The sequence below is a fragment of the Streptomyces sp. NBC_00289 genome (assembly GCF_041435115.1).
In the GTDB taxonomy this organism is placed as follows: Bacteria; Actinomycetota; Actinomycetes; order Streptomycetales; family Streptomycetaceae; genus Streptomyces.
Window position 1 is genome coordinate 10,513,041 of sequence record NZ_CP108046.1, and the last position, 17,913, is coordinate 10,530,953.

The 17,913-nt window shown below is 66.5% G+C and carries 17 protein-coding genes and 3 pseudogenes; 9 read left to right on the forward strand and 11 right to left on the reverse strand.

What is annotated here, in order from left to right:
• Positions 1–92: 92 nt before the first annotated feature.
• Positions 93–359 carry a hypothetical protein gene (locus OG985_RS48195; protein WP_371666436.1) on the forward strand — a complete coding sequence of 89 codons (267 nt, stop codon included), beginning with the start codon at positions 93–95 and terminating at the stop codon, positions 357–359.
• Between the two features lie 137 nt (positions 360–496).
• Here the strand turns inward: OG985_RS48195 and OG985_RS48200 are convergent, their stop codons facing one another.
• The 6 genes and pseudogenes from OG985_RS48200 to OG985_RS48225 all read right to left on the reverse strand — a co-directional run bounded on the left by OG985_RS48200 (position 497) and on the right by OG985_RS48225 (position 3,325).
• A complete protein-coding gene (locus OG985_RS48200; protein ID WP_371674202.1) occupies positions 497–904 on the reverse strand; it encodes a transposase in 408 nt (135 codons plus the stop codon).
• A gap of 63 nt (positions 905–967) precedes the next feature.
• Positions 968–1,138, reverse strand: a complete 171-nt coding sequence (locus OG985_RS48205) for a transposase (RefSeq protein ID WP_371674201.1) — start codon at positions 1,136–1,138, stop codon at positions 968–970.
• Between the two features lie 19 nt (positions 1,139–1,157).
• Positions 1,158–1,295: pseudogene (locus tag OG985_RS48210) on the reverse strand (transposase family protein); the annotation flags it as partial.
• Between the two features lie 296 nt (positions 1,296–1,591).
• Positions 1,592–2,041, reverse strand: a complete 450-nt coding sequence (locus OG985_RS48215) for a single-stranded DNA-binding protein (protein ID WP_371666435.1) — start codon at positions 2,039–2,041, stop codon at positions 1,592–1,594.
• A 178-nt stretch (positions 2,042–2,219) separates the two neighbouring features.
• Positions 2,220–2,558: pseudogene (locus tag OG985_RS48220) on the reverse strand (hypothetical protein).
• 155 nt (positions 2,559–2,713) lie between these two features.
• Complete coding sequence (locus OG985_RS48225; RefSeq protein ID WP_371666434.1) at positions 2,714–3,325, reverse strand: hypothetical protein; 612 nt, start codon at positions 3,323–3,325, stop codon at positions 2,714–2,716.
• 279 nt (positions 3,326–3,604) lie between these two features.
• Here OG985_RS48225 and OG985_RS48230 point away from each other — a divergent pair, with 279 nt between their 5' ends.
• The 6 genes and pseudogenes from OG985_RS48230 to OG985_RS48255 all read left to right on the forward strand — a co-directional run bounded on the left by OG985_RS48230 (position 3,605) and on the right by OG985_RS48255 (position 9,910).
• On the forward strand, positions 3,605–3,841 hold the full coding sequence (locus OG985_RS48230) for a hypothetical protein (RefSeq protein WP_371674195.1): 237 nt from the start codon (positions 3,605–3,607) through the stop codon (positions 3,839–3,841).
• Positions 3,799–4,854 (forward strand): IS1380 family transposase, encoded by a 1,056-nt coding sequence (locus OG985_RS48235; protein ID WP_371674196.1) that lies wholly within the window; start codon positions 3,799–3,801, stop codon positions 4,852–4,854. The genes OG985_RS48230 and OG985_RS48235 overlap by 43 nt, the downstream gene beginning before the upstream one ends.
• A gap of 605 nt (positions 4,855–5,459) precedes the next feature.
• On the forward strand, positions 5,460–5,738 hold the full coding sequence (locus OG985_RS48240) for a hypothetical protein (RefSeq protein WP_371666433.1): 279 nt from the start codon (positions 5,460–5,462) through the stop codon (positions 5,736–5,738).
• A complete protein-coding gene (locus tag OG985_RS48245; RefSeq protein ID WP_371666432.1) occupies positions 5,735–6,025 on the forward strand; it encodes a hypothetical protein in 291 nt (96 codons plus the stop codon). Before OG985_RS48240 ends, OG985_RS48245 begins: the two co-directional genes overlap by 4 nt.
• A 591-nt stretch (positions 6,026–6,616) precedes the next feature.
• Positions 6,617–8,024, forward strand: a pseudogene (locus OG985_RS48250) (NF041680 family putative transposase).
• 575 nt (positions 8,025–8,599) lie between these two features.
• Positions 8,600–9,910: a DUF6192 family protein gene (locus tag OG985_RS48255; protein WP_371666431.1), complete on the forward strand. Its 1,311-nt coding sequence runs from the start codon at positions 8,600–8,602 to the stop codon at positions 9,908–9,910.
• Positions 9,911–10,751: 841 nt separating this feature from the next.
• On the opposite strand, the gene OG985_RS48260 is transcribed toward OG985_RS48255, so the two are convergent.
• On the reverse strand, positions 10,752–11,468 hold the full coding sequence (locus OG985_RS48260; RefSeq protein ID WP_371666430.1) for a DUF4232 domain-containing protein: 717 nt from the start codon (positions 11,466–11,468) through the stop codon (positions 10,752–10,754).
• A 341-nt stretch (positions 11,469–11,809) separates the two neighbouring features.
• Positions 11,810–12,235, reverse strand: a complete 426-nt coding sequence (locus tag OG985_RS48265; protein WP_371666429.1) for an ISAs1 family transposase — start codon at positions 12,233–12,235, stop codon at positions 11,810–11,812.
• Positions 12,236–12,457: 222 nt separating this feature from the next.
• On the opposite strand from OG985_RS48265, the gene OG985_RS48270 reads away from it, so the two are divergent.
• The gene (locus OG985_RS48270) at positions 12,458–13,468 is read left to right on the forward strand and encodes an IS30 family transposase (RefSeq protein WP_371666460.1); all 1,011 of its coding nucleotides are present in this window, start codon (positions 12,458–12,460) and stop codon (positions 13,466–13,468) included.
• Between the two features lie 295 nt (positions 13,469–13,763).
• Here OG985_RS48270 and OG985_RS48275 read toward each other — a convergent pair whose 3' ends face one another.
• From OG985_RS48275 to OG985_RS48285, 3 genes are all read right to left on the reverse strand, one after another.
• The gene (locus OG985_RS48275; RefSeq protein WP_371666426.1) at positions 13,764–15,278 is read right to left on the reverse strand and encodes an amino acid permease; all 1,515 of its coding nucleotides are present in this window, start codon (positions 15,276–15,278) and stop codon (positions 13,764–13,766) included.
• Between the two features lie 100 nt (positions 15,279–15,378).
• Positions 15,379–16,392, reverse strand: coding sequence for a hypothetical protein (locus tag OG985_RS48280; RefSeq protein ID WP_371666425.1), 1,014 nt, complete (start codon positions 16,390–16,392; stop codon positions 15,379–15,381).
• A gap of 421 nt (positions 16,393–16,813) precedes the next feature.
• Positions 16,814–17,485: a hypothetical protein gene (locus OG985_RS48285; RefSeq protein WP_371666424.1), complete on the reverse strand. Its 672-nt coding sequence runs from the start codon at positions 17,483–17,485 to the stop codon at positions 16,814–16,816.
• Between the two features lie 185 nt (positions 17,486–17,670).
• Between OG985_RS48285 and OG985_RS48290 the strand changes: the two genes are divergently transcribed.
• Positions 17,671–17,913 (forward strand): hypothetical protein, encoded by a 243-nt coding sequence (locus OG985_RS48290; RefSeq protein WP_371666423.1) that lies wholly within the window; start codon positions 17,671–17,673, stop codon positions 17,911–17,913.

Here is a 17,913-nt window from a genome sequence, read left to right on the forward strand (position 1 = left end):
ACCCCTGTCACCAGGCCAGCGGCCAAGGCGCGACACGAAATGCCGATCCGACCCCTCAGAACAGCGCCAGGCCTTCACCCCTGGTGTCGGCGATGACCGGCCGGGACTGGGCGGGCAGGTCGTCCAGGCGGTCGGGGCCGGTATCCCGCTCCCTCGAACGGCAGCCTGTCGAAAAGATCCCGGCGCTCGATCCGGGACAGGCCGTATGGAAGGTCGGTCCGGACTACGTCGACATCATCCAGACCGTCCTCAGCGAAGAGGAAGCCACGCTCACCGACACATCCTCGCGCCGCCGCAAGGCGCAGCAGGCCCTGGCCTCGTTGTTTCACGGCGGCGGTCGGTTGATCTTGCGTCCGTGATGTCGCGTTGATTCCTGTCCGGGGACGGTGCCGGTCAGGGGCGCGCGTCGGCTGACGTACCGGATGACGCCGGGTTCCACGGGCCCGGGGCCTGCTGGTGGCCCCCTCTCGGCGTTCGATGTGATCGTTTGTGCTGGTCAGATGGGGTGCGGCAGAGCGAGGATGCGCCGGAAGGCGCGGATGATGATGCCGGCCCAGGGCCAGGTGCCGGGAAGTTTCAGGCGTCGTTTCCGCTGGCCGCGGACGAGGCGGGCGGGCACGTGGAGGACGCGGTAGCGCAACGTCTTCGGAGTGGCCCTGGCCATCTCGCCGTCCAGGGCGAGGAGCTGGAACCAGCAGCGGAGATCGGCGGCGAGGGTGGTGGCGGTGAGCCAGGAGGCGTTGACGTTCAACTCGCGCGAGGGCAACAGGCCGATCCCGGACGCCTTCTGATCGCGGATCTTGGGCTCGATCCTGGCGTGCTTGCGGTGCCGGCCGTCCAGATGGGCGATCTGTCCCCGGCGATGGTTGGTCGCGAAGGTCTGGTAGCGCGCCTCGTGCTTGATCTCGTAGGCGCTGGCGTCCTTGACGTAGCGGGGGTGGAGGGGTTCCTTGCGGGGTCTTCGAAGTTAAGCGGTGCGGAGGTGTCCGCGGGCTCGGCGGGTGGTCACGCAGCGTGTGCGTAGGCGCTGGCTGACGGCATTGCGGAAACCGAACGCGTTGCGGGCGACCAGCTTGATCACGCGGTTGATTCCCTCGCTCTTGGCGTTGTGGTGTCCGGTGTCGATGAACTCGGCGATCTCGGGCGTAGCGCCAGGCGGTGGCCGTGCTGATGCCGAAGCCTGCGGCGATCTGTTCGAGGGTGTCGTGCTTGCGCAGGTAGACCAGGGTGCACCGGGCCCGGTCGTACGGACGCAGTCTGCAGCGCCGGCCGGCTTCACAGGACACGATCACCATCGTGACCAGCTCCAGGAGCTCCGGATCGACATCGCATCCGGCACCATAGGAGAACACGGGGCATCTCCGCAGGTGAAGGTTATGTCTGGCGACTCTCCAAACCAACGGGATGCCCCGTTCGGCACGCCACCGGCAACACTTTGCCGACCCTCACCCGCAGGCCGTACAAGTGAAAAAGGCTCATTGACGTCGACTACTGAGACTGGGAGTCAGGACGCGAAATTCCTACCATCGATGACCCCCGAATCCTAGGAATATTATCGCCGCCCGTGTTCACCTCTCACGAGGCCGGAAGCTCAGAAGGGGTGTGGCTGCGTCTCGGCGCTGGGCTGTTGCGGCTGCTGACCCGGGACTGGTGCGGCTGCTCCGCTGCCGCTGGGCCGATAGGCCTTGGTGACAGACGCGGTCGCGTACGTGAGGGAGACCGCGACGTCTTCGGCATCCATCTCGACGACGGTGCGGCGCTGTCCCTCGTTGTCGTCGAAGGTCCGCTGCTTGAGCCGTCCGGTGACGATGATGCGCATGCCCTTGGTCAGGGACCCGGCAGCATTCTCGGCGGGCTGCCGCCACAGCGAACACCGCAGGAACAGCGGCTCGCCATCCACCCACTGGCCCCGTTCACGGTCGTACGTGCGCGGCGTCGATGCAACCGTGAAACCGGCCACCGGAATTCCTGCCGTTGTGAACCGGAGTTCCGGATCAGCGGTCAAGTTCCCCACAACCGTCGCCAGCGTTTCGCCCGCCACTGCCCACCACTCCCACCAAGATCGTTCAGGATGTCCGGCCACAGTAGCCGGTCCCCCTGACGGTGGAGGCATCAACGGCTGAAGGCACAAGCGCAGACCGGCAAGGTGCGCGCGTACGCATGCGGCAGCCGGGCTTGCTTCGAGCCGTGGCAGCCCGGGCTCAACAGACGGCGCCAGGTCAGATCCCGGGTCCGTAACCGGGGGCCGGGTGCTGGCGCGGGGTCCACCACTCCGTGAGCGCCCCACACCCCGAATGCGAGCGCGGCCACGGCCGCGAGTGCCGCGGCCCGGGGGCGGCGCACCCACCGTATGGTCAGCACCCAGGCGAAGGCCGGAGCCAGAGCGCCGCCAAGCACGATGAGCGGCAGACCGACGAAGAGTACGCTCAGATCACGGCATGGCCTTCGAACCCTCCATCGATACTGAACGCGGCCCGCGGCGCCCACACGAGCGCCGCGATAGCAGCACCGAGGCCGGCGAGGAGGCATCCGACGCCGCCGGAATTCTTCGAAGTCATGGTCAATGGCCTCCAGTGATGGTCGCTCGTGCTCGCGATAGACGTTGGCGGCACGGTTCGCAGTTCCGACCGGCAGGGAAGAGTGATCCCGCCGACCGGGAAATCCGATTTCCTCAAAATGGGCAATCGCCTCTTCCAAGGTGAGTTTCAGACGGTCAGCCGCTGCTATCTGACCAATCCCGGTCCTGGATTTCTGTGCCCTCGGGGCCCAGTCCAGTGCGGTCGGCGTGTTCTCGCATGCGACTGCCGTACTCGGCGTGGTGGGTCAGCGAGGTGTAGTCGTCGAAGTCCAGGTCGATCACTCCGGCGAGTTCGGCCAGGTACACATCGAGTCCCGGGTACATCACGGCGACATAGGGCAGGTCGTCAATATCGGTCACCAGGATGGGGTATTCACCGGTGGAGTCGGCTTCCCCCGGATACAGCAGGCGCCGGGAGTCGCAGCCACCGACGAGGGGGAAGCACCGCCCAGGCAGCAGCCCCTCGAAAGCGGTGAACACTTCCACCCATGGGCCGTCCTGTTCGGTGAACCCGTGCATCTGCGCCGTGGTCTCGCCCAACGGCTGGCCTTCCAGGAGGGGGTGCTGTGGGCTCTTGAGCCAGCCCAGCTCGGTGAGCCACGAGCCGTCGAAGGCGAGCCAGCGCTGCAGGCTCGGCGGCAACGACCTGTCTCCGGGCAGTCGCAATCGGGCTATCACTTCTGCTGGCACCGGCACCGGATCGGAAATGACCGGCGCATCCGTCGTGTCCCAACCGTGCTGCGTCACCTGCTCGACCTCGGGTATTCAGCCGGGCGAGCCGGTCTGACTCGGAGTTAGCGAAAGGTGCCCCGTGGCCTGCGAGGATGCGAGTGTCGAGGTCGTATCAGCGCAAGAGTCAGGTGCACCTTTCTGGGACCGGCGGCTGTCTGTGACGGCTGATGGGAAGGGGCTGGTCGGGCATGCCGGGGTGCTGCTGCACGGGTCGCGGACCAGGTCGGGCTGACCGCCGCGCTTGCGCGGCTGTGGCCGGCAGGCGGGAGCGCGAACTGGCGGGACCGTACGCACGTGCTGCTGGGCCTGGCCTCGGCGATCGTGCTCGGGGCGACGAACCTGTCCGACGCCGGGCAACTCCAGGCCCACCACCAGGCGATCTTCGGCCCGGCCGCGTCGGACTCCACCGCGCACCGTCTGCTGGCCGACCTCGACCGGCGGGCGCGCGGGCGGATCGCGAAAGCCCGCGCGCGGGTACGCCGCCGGGTGTGGGACGTGCTCGCGCTGCGTCCCGGCGGCTTCCCTGGCTGACGGTGGCCGGCAAGGTGCTGACCGGCTGGATCGTGATCGACATCGACGCCACGATCATCAACGCGTCCTCCAAGAAGGAGGGCGCCGCGGCCACCTTCAAGAAGACGTTCGGCTTCCACCCGCTCGCGGCGTGGTGTGCCAACACCCAGGAGTCGTTGGCCATGCTGCTGCGCGAGGGCAACGCGGGCTCGAACACGGTCGCCGACCACCTCGCCGTGCTCGCGGACGCGCTTCGGCAGATCCCCGACAGCTCCCGCGCGAAGATCCTGGTCCGCGTCGACGGCGCGGGCGCCACCCACGAACTGCTGGAGCACCTGGAGAAGCTGAACACCGCCCGGCGCACCGTGCGCTACCTGACCGGCTGGACCATCACCGCCGACGACGAGCAGGCCATCGTGAAACTGCCGGCCGCAGCCTGGGACGCGCTGCTCGAACAGGACGGCACACCCCACGAAAGCTATGGGGTCGCGGAGTTGACCGGGCTGAACCGGCGGCCGGGCTGGCCGGACGGGATGCGGCTGCTGGTCCGCCGGGTCAAACCGTCCGGGCGGCAGGTCAAGAAGCTGACCGCGTTCGAGAAGAAGACCGGCTGGAAGTACAGCATCGTCGCCACGAACATCCGCCACATGTGGGGCATCGCCGGCTCCCACCAGCCGCAGTGGCTCGATGCCCTCAGCCGCTCCCACGCCACGGTCGAGGACCGCGTGCGTGGTGACAAGGCGATGGGCCTGCGTAACCTGCCGTCCAAGAAGTGGCAGGTCAACCAGGGGTGGATGCTCGCCGCGAACATCGGCCACGACCTGGACTGCTGGGTCCGTCTCCTGGCCCTGCACGACCAGGACGATCTGGTGCGCGCCGAGCCCGACACGATGCGGTTCCGGATCTACCACCTTCCCGCCCGCCTGGCCCACCACGCCCGCCGCCGGTGGTTGCGGATCGAACGCACCTGGCCCTGGGCCCACGCGTTCACTCTGGCCTGGCAGCGGCTGACCGACCTCCCGGCCGTCACTTGACGGTCGGCCACCATCCCAGCGAGGACCAGGAAGGAGCAGACCGGAAGGACTCCGGCCCCGTGGAGGCCGGCGCACCCGCAGCGTCACGCGACGGCCCGTCCTCGAACGGCAGAGGACAAAACGGGCAGCCCGCCAGGCCAGTCAGTCGATGGCCACCGCTGAAGAATCGAGGTCGATCACCCGATCGACCAGGTGGACCCCATGCATATCCACGTTCATGGTCCGGACGATCTCATGTGCCGTTGACAGCGGCTGAGCGCAGCACGTACTCAGTCTCTGCTCTCTCGGTGTACCCGGACCCGGTCCTGTGGATTTCCGCTACCGCGGAGGTAAGTGTCCTGTGGTACCAGCACGACGCGCTCGATCAGCGAGTCCCGTTTCTCGACATGGTTACCGGGCTGTGAGCGTCGGGCATGCCGGTCCAGCGGCAGAGGAGGGAATCAGAACGAACGGCCGGAGGACATTACGGGCGAACTGTCGAGCAGGTCAGCTACCGAGTCCTGCTGACGAATCGAGGTTGGGGACCTGGTGATCTGTAGGGTGAGCGGGGGCAGACCTTGGACTACTCGTGGGGCGCTGGAGCCTTGGACAGTGAAGGGGACTCTGTGTCCGTGCAGCCCGAGCATCCGGCAGACAGCCGGGTTGCCGCGATCCCTCGGACCATTAGTGCCATCGGCGACTCTCTGACTGACGAGGACCGTGCGCGCTTTCACGGCGAGGTACTGACCGTTGAGGAGGACGAGGTTCCCGGCGTGATGCGCCGCTGGTGGAAGGCCGTCATGCTCGACCGTGCCCGGGAGGCCGAGACCAGTCGGGTCAGCGCCAGCCGCCCTCTGTTCGCGGTCGAGGACCTGTTGGAGCAGGTAGAAAAGGGGGTCGGATGACCGGCCGGCCACGGCGCGGCTGGACGGTATGGACGGAGGAGATCCCGGCGAGTGTCATACTCGATATGCCCCCGGAACTGTCCAAAATGGTCCTGCATTTCTTGCATGCCCTGGGAATCGAGGCGGGCACCGCTGTCGATGCCAACCGTAAGCCGCCCGGCGATCCGATGGACGACTCCGGCATCCGCTACTCGCTGGAAGTCCCTGAAGAGTCAGTCATCATCGAATACGCGGTCATCCGGGAAGAACGGCAGATCAGGGTTTCGGCCCTGGTCTGGTTTCATTGAGTCTCCCACGGCCTGGGCCTCGTCCTGGCGGACCCACAGCGGGGTAGAGCACCTCCCTGGACCATCAAAATCCATTGTCAGGGTGTCCACTCCCAAAGATCAGCCTCACCGCGCGCGGGGTCGGGCAGGGGATACTCACGGCCGTCGCTGTGCTTGAGAGCCTCGCCTCGATAGCCGGCCTGCCTTGAAGTCCAGCACACACACGGGTGGCCTTCGCGTCCGAGACGGCGTGCCACAGCCGATGCCGACGCTGCTCCTGACGGACCTGAAGCCACCGGCTGGCCCACCGCTACGGGCCTGGAGAGGTTCTGGCCCTGCCGGGGACACTACGGGGCCCCGGAGGTTCAGTCTGGGCACGGCATACGAAGTACTTCCGCGACCTTGCTTCACCGCATCCTTGTTTGAGTGCTTCAGTCGCCTGCATACGCCGCCGCTCCAGATCAACTGGACTCAGCTTGTTCTTTTTCTTCCGGCCCCGAACGGTGTCTCGAACTAAGTCGCTCACCTGAGGGTTCGTCGGACGTGGGGGCGGCCTTCGTCTGATCATGTGCTCCGACCAAGGTGCACGTGACCACGACGAAGGCCGTGAGGATGAGTCTGCTGCCTGATGCTGTCCGCAGGGAAGCGTTCGCGGAAGCGTCACGCTTCCGGGGCGAGTTCTACGAGTGTCTGACCGCTCGGCGCGACGAACTGTTCGAGTTGGTGGACGCGGTGCTGTGTGCCGATGGTGCGGTGAAGTCCGCGGTGGACTTGACCCTTCTGCCCGAGCATCGGCGCGGGCACGGAGCGATGTACGGAGGCTTGAACCGCGGCCGGATCGACGTCGACCGGCTTCGGACGCTGCTGGCAGGGCTGCCCTTGCCGCGTTTCGACGGCGGGCGCCTGGTCTTGGCGGTCGATGTGTCGCCGTGGCTCCGCTCGGACGCGCCGTGCTCAGCCGACCGGCTGTTCTGTCACGTCTATGGCCGCGCGAAGACGGCATCGCAGTTCATTCCGGGCTGGCCCTATTCCTTCGTGGCCGTCCTGGAGCCGGGTGCCACGTCCTGGACCGCGATCCTGGACGCGGTCCGGCTCGGCCCGGCGGACGACGCGACCGCGGTCACGGCCTCCCAGCTGCGGGGTGTCATCGAACGGCTCATCGCCGCAGGCCAGTGGCAGGTCGGGGGCCCGGATATCGTGCTGGGTCCTGCGCGACCTGCCCGTCGAGCTGGTCGGCCGGGTCCGTTCCGACCGCGTCATGCGCCTGCCGAAGCCGCCTCGCGTCCACGACCCGAAGGGCGGGCGGCCACCCAAGCACGGCCCGGAATTCCGCTTCACCAGGCCGGAAACCTGGCCCGAGCCCGCGATCACCACGGTCACTGACACCACCAACTACGGCAAGGCCGAAACCCAGGCCTGGGACCGGGTCCACCCACGGCTCACCCACCGCTCCTCATGGCTCGACCACGACGGTGAACTTCCCCTGGTCGAGGGGACGTTGATCCGGTTGAAAGTCGAGCATCTGTCCAAGGACCGCGATGCCCCGCCGGTATGGTTATGGTCCTCCAAGACGGGCGCCACCCCGGAAGACGTGGACCGCTTCTGGCAGGCATTCCTCCGCCGCTTCGACCTGGAGCACACCTTCCGATTCGCGAAGCAGACCCTCGGCTGGACCACTCCGAAACTGCGTACTCCCGAGGCGGCGGACCGCTGGACCTGGATCCTGATCGTCGCTCACACCCAGCTCCGGCTCGCCCGGCCCCTCGCCGAAGACCTCCGCCGGCCGTGGGAGAAACCCGCCACCTCCGACCGGCTCACCCCGGCCCGGGTCCGCCGGGGGTTCAGGAACATTCGCGCCTACCTCGCCTGCCCGACCCGTGTTCCCAAACCCCGAGGCACCGGCCCCGGACGACCACCCGGCGCCAAGAACAGACACCGGGCACCCCGCTACGACGTCGGCAAGACCGTCAAACGCCCCGAGAGCCTCAAAGCCATCGGCAAGCCGGGAAGGTCTTGGTAGATAAAGAACAAGCTCAGTGTCTGTCTGAGATCTCTGGCCCTACGTTCCGGTGATCGGGATGCTGGGCGGTATGGCGTCTGGTGGGGTGGTTCGAAGGTATTGCCGGGAGTGTGGGGTGCCGCTGTCGCCGGCGAAGCTGGCGACAGCGGTGTTCTGTTCGGGTAGGTGCAGGTCACGGCGGTGGCGGGTGCTGGATCAGGCTCGCCGACGGGTGGCGGCGATGCAGCGTGGGGACGATGCGGTGTGTCCGGTCTGCGGCCGGGGATGGACGGTGGGGGTTGAACATCGGCGATCGGCGGTGTTCTGTTCGTCGCGGTGTCGCACTCGGGCCTAGAGGGGCAGGGTGCCACGGGATTCCGTCACGGTGACGTCATAGGCGAACGCTGCTTCCGTCCCGGCAGGACCACAGGTTCCGCAGAGGGGTAACGGCCTCGTCGTCGCGCATCGCGCGCCTCCCTCGCGCCTGCCGCTGGGGAAAGCGGGGCTCCACTCTGGTCGTGACCTGGGCTGATGTGTTGTCGTGCGGCCGCTGTCCGGTGGGTGGCCCTGCCCGGGATGAAGAGGGTGGAGGCGGTATGTCGGAGCGGGTCGGGAGCGTGTCACGGACGCGTTACGAACAGCTGGTGGCCGAAGCGAGGGAACTGGTCGCGCAGGTCGCGAAGACCCAGTTCGCTCTCGGGGACAAGGCTGTGGAGATCGAACCGATAAGGCCGGTGGGCGGATCGGTGGCCAAGGGCACCGAGGAGCTGTTCACGGTCGAGGAGCCGCTGCAGATGTTCGCCGACGACATCGGGGTGGCCCTGGCCACGGTGACGGACTGGCGGTGGACCGCGTCGCGCTGGCCGGCCGGCAGGCGCAAGGACGGAGTGCCGTTCACCGTCCACAAGATCCTTGCGTCGATTCCGGACGAGGCCGAGCGGTGGGCCGCCATCGAGGACGCCCCGTTCAACCCTCGGGCCAACAAGAAACAGTGGACCACGGACGGGGCGAAACGCCTGGTCGGGCAGCAGGTCGACCGGCCGGTGACGGTCGAGGAGAAGGTCCGGGCGGTCAGGGATCTGACCCGCGACGACGAGGTCGCCGTGAAGGTCACGGCCAGTCTGCTGAGCCGTCCGGAGACCGCGGCCGCGCTGCCGGCCGCTGACCGGGTCCGCGTGGTGAAGGAGCTGACCCGCGATGACGAGGTGGCCACGCACGTCACCTCCGAGCTGCTGCAACGGCCCCGCGTCGCGCGGCAGGCCATGCGCAACGACGACACCCGCTTCACGGTCAACCGGGCCCAGTTCGACAACAGCGAAGAGACCCGGGAGAAGATCCGCGACCGTATCCCGGCGGTCCGCAGGATCGAGCACACCCTCGAATACTTGGACCTGGTCGGCTCCTGCCACCAGTATGTCGCCACCCTGGGCCGGCTCGTCCCGCGGATGCGCGACCAGGAGTTCACCAACGACGAGCGCGAGACGATCCGCGGCGGGATCGCGAAGGTCCGCGGTGCCGCGGACTGGCTGGAGGCCGCGGTCGACACCGGCCACTTCACCCTGGACGAGCAGCTCGCCCAGCTCTCCTCAAGGGCGAATGAGCCATGGCCGCCCTCGCGCAGCACCGGCCGGCCAGACGATCTCCACAGGGAGCCCGTAGGCCTGGGCTGTGGCTACGACATCCGCCGTCCCACCGCGCCCACCCTGGATGCCGTCCCACACGGCCATCAGCAACTCGGCACGACCCAGGAGCACACGGTTGGCGGCAACATAGGCATCATGCGTGGTCCGCCGGTACGGCATCACCTTGATTTCAGCGGCCGCCTGGCACAGGCGATCAAAGTCATCGGCATGACTCGGATCCACCATGCGTTCCCGGTAGTCCCACGAGGGGATCACCGCGATTAACCGTCCTCCCACGGCCAAAACGGCATCCGCGAAGACCCTGTCCGCACCTGCGGCCAGGCAAGATATACCAGCCAACTCCAAGGCTGGGTATCGGAGGAGCCTAGACACCAGGGCTTCTCTGATCAGAGGCTTGCTCACCTCCGTGAGGTTCGCATGCCCAGTCACTGCGATCGATGTCATCTCATTCACTCGGTCTTTTAGCGGAGCTGGCATGGAAAACGGCTGATCGTGGCGCTGGAAACAAGGCGAGCACGCGCCCCTGCCACCCTACGAAATCCCGATGAAGCCAGACCATCTTCTCCAGCTGAGCAGATCACCTGGCCAGAGATTTCGAACACTCACTTAACGTGAAACATTGCTGGGCTGATGTCAACTCGACTCAGGAGAAGCGGAATTGGGCTTCTCATTTGTCGGTGTCGTGCCGTAGAAACGAGTGGCCCACACAAGACAAGGGGCGCGCCCTGACACTTTGGCGAGAGGCAGGCGCGCCCCTTGAGAGGATCAGGAGGGACATGTCCGTCCCGACCCCCAGTGCACCGCCCGATCGGCAGCGACGGCACTATGGGTACTGTTCCAGTCGCTGACTGATCACAGCGTTCGTCGACTTCAGGGGGGTGGGGTCTTGCCGGTGCACAGTCCGTTCACGGCGGTATGGGGCGACGGTCAGCGGGAGGGTAGCCTGCCAGCCCAACGACCCCGCCCTGAGTAGCCGACTTGTGTGAGGGCTCGTCAGACTGCAGAGTAAGGCCGTTGCTGTTGATGAAGGACGGGAACACAAACCGGGGCTTGTGAATCGCCCTCCCGGCCTCATCCCAACCGAAGCGGCGAGGCTAGCTCCAGATCACGAGGTGAAGGCACCGACCTTGGCGGTTGTTCCTCCCATGTATATAGCTTCGCCCCACTTTTCCACCGCGAGGTAGCCAAACTCGTCAAAATTGAGCTGCGCGCTTTCAAGGGACGGCTTGGACGCGTCTACTGTGTACCAGAGTAGTGCTGTCGCCGTTGCGTGAGGCTTGAGGGTGATGGGGGCCTGGGCGGCGTCCGTAGTGCTCTTGACGGGCAAATCATTTCCGGCGGCGCCGAACGTGGCGTCCAAGACCTTCGGCAACACGCAGTCCTTGGACGACGTGTTCTCCACCATGAACCTGCCCTTGCCTCTGGTTCCCGCTTCGGAGAGACCGTCGAGACTGGCCTTCAACTTCTGCTTGTCGCACAGCATGGCGTGCTGTCCGTATCCATCGCCATCGCTGTATTCGTCTGGGCCAGGTGCGCCGTTTCCGTATCCATCGCCATCGCTGTATTCGTCTGGGCCGGGCGCGCCGTTGCTGCTGCCGTCCGTGGTGCCCTTCGACCCGCCGGAGGAACCCGTTCCTTCGGAGCCCTTAGTGGGTGCCGACGGGGATGCCTTGCCGTTATCTCGACCGGCTTTGGTTGATGTGCTCGCGGAGGACTTACTGGCCGCCTTGCCTGTCTCTTCGTCGGTAGTGCAGGCCGTCAGGGCCGCGAGACTGGCCAGCAGAAGGGCGGCGATGGTAAGCCGATCGCTAGTTGACAACACCAAATGCTCCTTGCGCCTTCGAAAGCAGGTCAGGTGGGGGATCCAAAGATTCTGGCACCCCCCGTTCCGCTGACTACCCTCAGCTCAGGCAGCGCCCCCTGACTAGAGCAGCCGATACTCGATAGCGTGAACTGTCAGGGTTTTCTGGATCTGATCCGAAAATGAAGTAGTGCCCGGGCAGGTCGAGTTGACTCTCCGGCGTCGGTGTCCTGATGGATGCGGCAGGCGGGGAGGGTTCAGGTGGTGGCGGGGCAGGATTTTGGAACAGCCCTGGGCCCCACCTGATCAAGGGGTCGGTGTCCAGGGCGATTGCAAAGTCCTTCGATCGTGTGTCGCGCAGGTCAGTTGAGGCCGAGTAGGGCCAGTGGCCGCTCGTAGGGGCGGAGGGCTGTGGTGCGGAGTCCGGCGGCGATGTTGGTGTGGCCGGCGTCGCGGAGTTGGTTGATGGCGAAGCTGCGGAGGGTGGCCATGTTCTCCGGGCTGTGCCCGGTGCGGATCTTGGAGGCGTCTTCGCGGAAGGCGGTGTCGCGGACGAAGTGGAGCCTGTTTTCGATCACCCAGTGCGCCCTCAAGATCGTTGCGATCCGTTCGGGAGACGCTTGGCGGCTGGTCAGGTCGGTGATCACGTAGACCGTTTCCCGGCTCTGCTTGCCGGTCTTGGTGTCGGTGCGGTGGCGTACGGCCTTGGCGACCTGGGCGGCGTGGGGTACTCGACCGTCCGGATCACAAGATCGTTGACAGAACCCTGATCTTGACGTTGATGGCATCGACGAACAAAACGGGGTAAACACCTTGAGTTCTATTGGTTGTTGCGAACGCTCCGGAAGGAGAGTGTTTGCATGCCGAGGTACGCCCCCAACAGAGTGCCGACTGCGGTGAAGAAGAGGTACTTCGAGCTGCTGCACGCGGGGTATCGAGGTGCGGCTGCCGCCCGCCAGGTCGGGGTGTCCACGAGCTGCGGTTCGTTGTGGTTCATCGATGCTGGGAGCATGATCATTGCTGACCCCGGCCCGATATCGCCGCGCTTCCTCACCCAGGACGACCGCATCGCGATCGCCGACGGCCTGCACTCCGATCAGAGCGTGAAGCGGATCGCGGCCTCGATCGGGAAGAGCTTTCAGAGCGTCTACCGGGAGATCGAGCGCAACAGCAAGCCGGACGGCCGCTACAACCCCTGGTGGGCCCACAATCGCGCCCTCCTGCGTCGCAGGCGTCCCAAAGAGGAGAAGATCCGGGTCGGCGAGCCGCTGCGGACGTTCGTGCGCGAGAAGCTCACTGAGAAGTGGTCTCCTCAGCAGATCTCGCGTCACCTGGCCCGCGAACACGCCCACGACACATCGATGCGGGCATGCCCGGAGACGATCTACCGGGCCCTGTTTGCCGGCCTCCTCGGCCGGCGCGACGCCAAGCTCCGCACCGGCCGAACCCGACGCAAGAAGCAGCGTCGCGGCGTGCCCACCCTGAACAAGATCAAGAACATGACGCTGATCCACCGGCGCCCCGTTGAGGTCAACGACCGCAGATCTCCCGGGCATTGGGAGGGAGACCTCATCATCGGCCGCGGACAGGGCTCGGCGATCGGCACCCTGGTCGAGCGCACCACCCGTTACGTTCACCTGATCCACCTGCCCGGCGGCTGGAAGGCCCCGCAGGTGCGCAACGCGCTGATCACGCAGACCGCGCATATCCCGCCCCAGATGAAGAGAACCCTCACCTGGGACCAGGGGCGCGAACTGACGCTCCACGAGGACATCGAGGCCCTCACCGGCTTCCGGATCTACTTCTGCGACCCTCACTCGCCCTGGCAGCGCGGCACCAACGAGAACATGAACGGCCTGCTGCGGCAGTACTTTCCCAAAGGCACCGATCTGTCAGTCCACACCGCACAAGACCTTCGCGCCGTCGCCCGCCAACTCAACCACCGACCCCGCATCGTCCTCGGGGACAAGACCCCGGCCGAGGCCATGCAAGAATGCCTCACAGGCCCATTGACCAGGTGATTCGCAACCACTGATGGAAACCGCCCTTGCTCCCAGCCGGTGAGGTCGAAGCCGTCGAGCGGCGCCATGTCGACGTCGGTGGCCAGGAGGTAGGCGCACATGTCGGCTCCGGGCAGCATGCGTTCCAGGAAGTTGCGGGCGTCGAAGATTTTGCCCTTCAGGCGTCCTTGCATGTCCGGTGCGGCGAGCATGATCTGGGAGATGGTTCGCTCCTCGACCAGGGTATGGAGCGTTTTCATGGAGAGCGTGCGCCGGGGCCGGGGGCCTTCGACGGGGGTGGTGGGTGCTGTGGTCATCAGTAGCCTCCGGTGAATCCGACGGCCTCACTGGGCAGAGCGGCGTGGGCTGCGGTGAGCTGGTAGTCGCGTTTGCCGCGGGTCATCCAGGTGATTGCGGCCAGCAGGAGAGCTACCAGAAGGCTCAGGCTGGCGTAGTTGAAGGATTGGGCGGTGATCGGCGCGGTCTGCGGCAGGCAGAACACCACGGTGATGATTACGACGTAGGTGATGGCGATGACGCCGATGGGCCGCCGCCACCGCCCCAGGGACCAGGCCCCGGGCTGGTAGTGGCGGCCCTTGCGCAGGGCGAGGAAGACGGGGATGCCGTAGGCGGGGACCATGCCGACTGCGTTGATCGCTGTGATTGCGCCGTAGGCGGCCGGAGACCACAGGGCAGGCAGGGCGAGGATGAACGGGACCGCGGTGCAGAGCCAGACGGCTCGGGTGGGGGTCTTCGTCCTCGCGTTGACCTGACGCCAGCTCTGCCAGCCGGGCAGGGCGCGGCTGCGGGAGAACGCGTAGACCATGCGGCTGCCCGCGGCTACCTCGGCGTTGCCGCAGAACAGCATCGCGATGATGACGACCAGGAGGAGTGCCTTAGCGCCTTGGGCGCCGAGGACGTCGAGGAAGATCTGTGCGGGCGGCACGCCGGTCGCGGTGTTCTGGGTTCCGGCGTAGTCCTGGATCGCGAAGAGCATGCCGGCCAGCAGGACGAACCCGGCCAGCCAGGAGACCCAGATGGAGCGGACGATGCCCTTGGGGGCGGAGGTGGAGGCGTCGGTGGTCTCTTCGGCCACGTGGGAGCTGGCGTCGTAGCCGCAGAACGTGTAGCCGGCCAGCAGAGAACCGACGACGGCCACGTAGACGGGGCTGGTGAAGCCGGTGTCGTTGTGGAAGTGCGTGAACACGAAAGCAGCGGACTGGTGTGGGGCCGGGGCGAGCATGAGGGCGCCGACGATGGCCGTTACGCCCAGGAGCTGCCACCACACCGAGATCGAGTTCAGGACGTTGACTCGGCGCACGCCGGCTGAGTTGAGCAGTCCGTGCAGGAGGAGGATGGCCCCGAATATCAGCAGGGTGCCGGTAGTGGTGGGGGTGATGTCCCACTGGAGCTGTGCGAAGGCGCCGATGAAGGCCGCGGCTCCGTAGTCGATGCCGGCGATCGCGCCGAGCAGGCCGAGCAGGTTCAGCCAGCCGGTGTACCAGCCCCACCGTCTGCCGCCGAGTTTCTCGGCCATGAAGTAGGGGCCGCCGGAGGTGGGGTAGGCGGAGACCACGTCGGCCAGCGACATGCCCACCAGCAGCGTCATGCCGCCGATCACGGCCCAGCTGCCGAGCATGACGACCGGTCCGCCGTGGCCGAGGCCGAATCCGAATAACGACATGCCGCCGGCCAGGATGCAGATGACCGAGAAGCTGATCGCGAAGTTCCCGAAGGAGCCCATCTTGCGGGACAGCTCCGGCTTGATCCCGAGGGCGGCCAGGACGTCATCGTCATCCAGCACATGCGGACTGGCACTTCTGTGAGACACCAGAAACCTCGTTCCAGACAGGAAGGGACGAGAAGGGGCGGGGTGGGGGTGGTGTGGAGTGAAGGTCAGATGCGGGAGCGGTGAGGCGGTGCGCGGATGGTCATGCGGACACGGCCCTATCGAGGACAGCGGTTCGGATGCGCAGGAACTCGTCCGCCCACTCTTTGGAGCGGCCGAGGCTGTCGTTGACGTCCTTCCACGGCTGCGGCGTCGCGTAGGGGCCCAGAGCGCGAAACACCTTCGCCGCCCGCGCGGTTTGTCCGCAGGCCACCAGGGCGTGCGCCAGGTGGTTCAGGTCCCAGTGCGACACCCAGCAGTACTCGGTCGGCGGGACATGGGCGAACCACTCCTCGTAGGCCCTGGTGGCGTAGTGGGCTACCTGGGCTGTCTGCCAGAACTGGAGTGCACCGCTCTGGCCTTTGCCGTGCTGAGCCCGGTAGAGGTCCATCAGCGCGTACAGCGGCAGCATCAGCAGCTCGGGATTCTCCAGGCGGCCGGAGACGAGCCACTGCGCGTACTGGAGAGAGACACCGGCGCCGGCGCGGTACAGGAAATGCTCGCGCATGCGGTGGTGGCCGTCCCGGCTGCCGGGGTGACGCACATTGGCCTCAGCCAGAAGGGGCCAGGGCCCGGGGAAATGCATCGTGGGGTCGTTCAGCCGGTCCCAGGGCAGGGGACGGCTGCGCCGTAAGGGGTCTAAAAGGATCGGATCGAACGGCAGTCGGCTCAGCTGGAGGCGGCCGCACCACGGTTCCGGAGACTGCGGCCACAGGTCAGCCGCCCTCTTCCATTCCTGCTGCGCCATCGAGGCGGCGCGGCCCATCACGCTGAGGCTTTGGCCCCTGCGGGCGAGGTCGGTCGCTCCCTGGGTGAGCGCGCGAGCCCACAGCATGGACGCGTACTGGTTGGCCGGTTCCTCATCCCGCCACATCTTGAGGATGCCGCGCAGGCCCGCGTCTGCCGCCAGGAGCTGGCTGCGGCTGGCGAGGAGCGACCAGTTGGAGCCTGTCCGGTGCAGCAGGTCGCGGGCGGCCGCGTAGCGGCCCAGCTTCAAGTCCTCCAGTGCTGCCCGCAAATCGGAATCGGCACCGACCGGGCTGAGGATGAGATGCATGCCATTGGGGGGCGCCGTACGGACTCCGCGGCGGGTGGGCGCACCACTGGTCACTGATGAATCGGGCATGGGGAGCCTCGGCGAGGTTGGGGGTGGTGGGGCCGGTTCAGTCAAGGTCCGTCGGGGCCAACTGGGTCGCTCGAGGACGCCGACAGGACGGCCTGCACGGTCTTCCCGGTATGTCCGCCCGAGTGGTCCGAGAGGAGCTTCCAAAGCAGACGTCCTCGGTAGTGGCTCACCCACCAGGGCGTGGGGCTACGGCCTTGGCAGGGTGCACGAGGCAACGCCTCACGGTCTCGTGCTGTCGTCACGGTCCTCTCCCATCGATCGCATGTCACGTGGTGCGAGTCCGGCGCGGGGCGGGGTAGGCGGGGGGTTTCCCGCGCCGGACGCTCAGGCCTGCCCGATGGCCTTGGGATTGTCAGGCAGGGGTTTGTGCCTCTGCCAGCTCTCGTTGCAGCGTGTTGAGGTCGAGGACGCGGAAGCTGCTGAGCCGGCGGATGAGCTGGGAGGCGAGGAAGGTCGTCAGATTGGGGTGGCCGTAGGGCAGGGGCTGGTCGGGCTTGGCCACCACGTGGACGCCGTCACCGTTCAGGCCGTAGAGGGTGCCGGTCACCCCGTACAACGGGGCGCTGGTGGCCAGGAAAACCATCGGCTTCGCCTCCAGGTGCGGGCACAGCGCGGCAGCCGTACGGGCATGTCGTGGGCAGACGGGGGGCTGGTTGGTGAGGATCTGCGGCTGGGTGGGGTCGTGGTCGCCCGGCCCGGCGAGGAAGATGAAACCGAGTGGAGTGCGTGCATGTCGGGTACACACCTGGCAGCGCAGCGCCTGCATCGTCATCATCTGCCGGTAGGGATGCATGAGTTTCCATAACGGCGCGCCCGTTGGCATCCCACGCTCGTCGACCGCATTGAAGGCGCAGCGCGCCCACAGCACCCCGCGCAGGTCCCGGTCCCTTACGTCCTCGTCACGGTAGTGGAGCCGGTAGTTGCCGGGTCCGTGCTGGAGGATGAGCAGGTTGTCCGGTGCGGCCTGTTCACCTTCCCGGTGGGTGATGAAGGGAATGAGGCCCGGCTCGCTCACGGAGTGCATGGATCGGTTCGTCTTTCTCGTCTGCGACAGGCTGTAGGAGATGAGTGGGGGAGCGGTCATGTCGCTTCGTTGAGTCGCTTGCCGCGGCCAGTTGATCGAGGAGCTCGTTGACGGTCCAGGCCATGCGGCGCAGGCGCTCGACGGCCTGCCTGACGTCTTCCGGCAGTTCCTGTGCGCGGAATTGCGTGCTGGCCAGCCAGCGGGTTATCGCTCGAGCCTTTGTGGCTGGCTGGGGATGCGGCGGCGATGTCGGCCAGCTGTATCAGGTGCTCGTGGAGCCGTTGGGCAAGGACGGCGAGGTTGTCCTTGCGAGGTGGCACATCGTCGAGGGCGTCACAGATGTCCTCGAGGGGCGCGTCACCGTCGAAAGTCCCCCACTGTCGCATCTTCCCCAGCAGCGCGCTCAGCGCTGTGGCATCCAGGCGTGA

What these genes read in the sequence shown, in the direction of transcription:
- OG985_RS48270 (WP_371666460.1), top strand. Translation starts at nt 12,458, where the DNA reads ATGATCATTGCTGACCCCGGCCCGATATCGCCGCGCTTCCTCACCCAG.
- OG985_RS48280 (WP_371666425.1), bottom strand. Translation starts at nt 16,392, where the DNA reads ATGCATCTCATCCTCAGCCCGGTCGGTGCCGATTCCGATTTGCGGGCA.
- OG985_RS48285 (WP_371666424.1), bottom strand. Translation starts at nt 17,485, where the DNA reads ATGCACTCCGTGAGCGAGCCGGGCCTCATTCCCTTCATCACCCACCGG.
- OG985_RS48265 (WP_371666429.1), bottom strand. Translation starts at nt 12,235, where the DNA reads ATGCCATCAACGTCAAGATCAGGGTTCTGTCAACGATCTTGTGATCCG.
- OG985_RS48195 (WP_371666436.1), top strand. Translation starts at nt 93, where the DNA reads ATGACCGGCCGGGACTGGGCGGGCAGGTCGTCCAGGCGGTCGGGGCCG.
- OG985_RS48255 (WP_371666431.1), top strand. Translation starts at nt 8,600, where the DNA reads ATGTCGGAGCGGGTCGGGAGCGTGTCACGGACGCGTTACGAACAGCTG.
- OG985_RS48245 (WP_371666432.1), top strand. Translation starts at nt 5,735, where the DNA reads ATGACCGGCCGGCCACGGCGCGGCTGGACGGTATGGACGGAGGAGATC.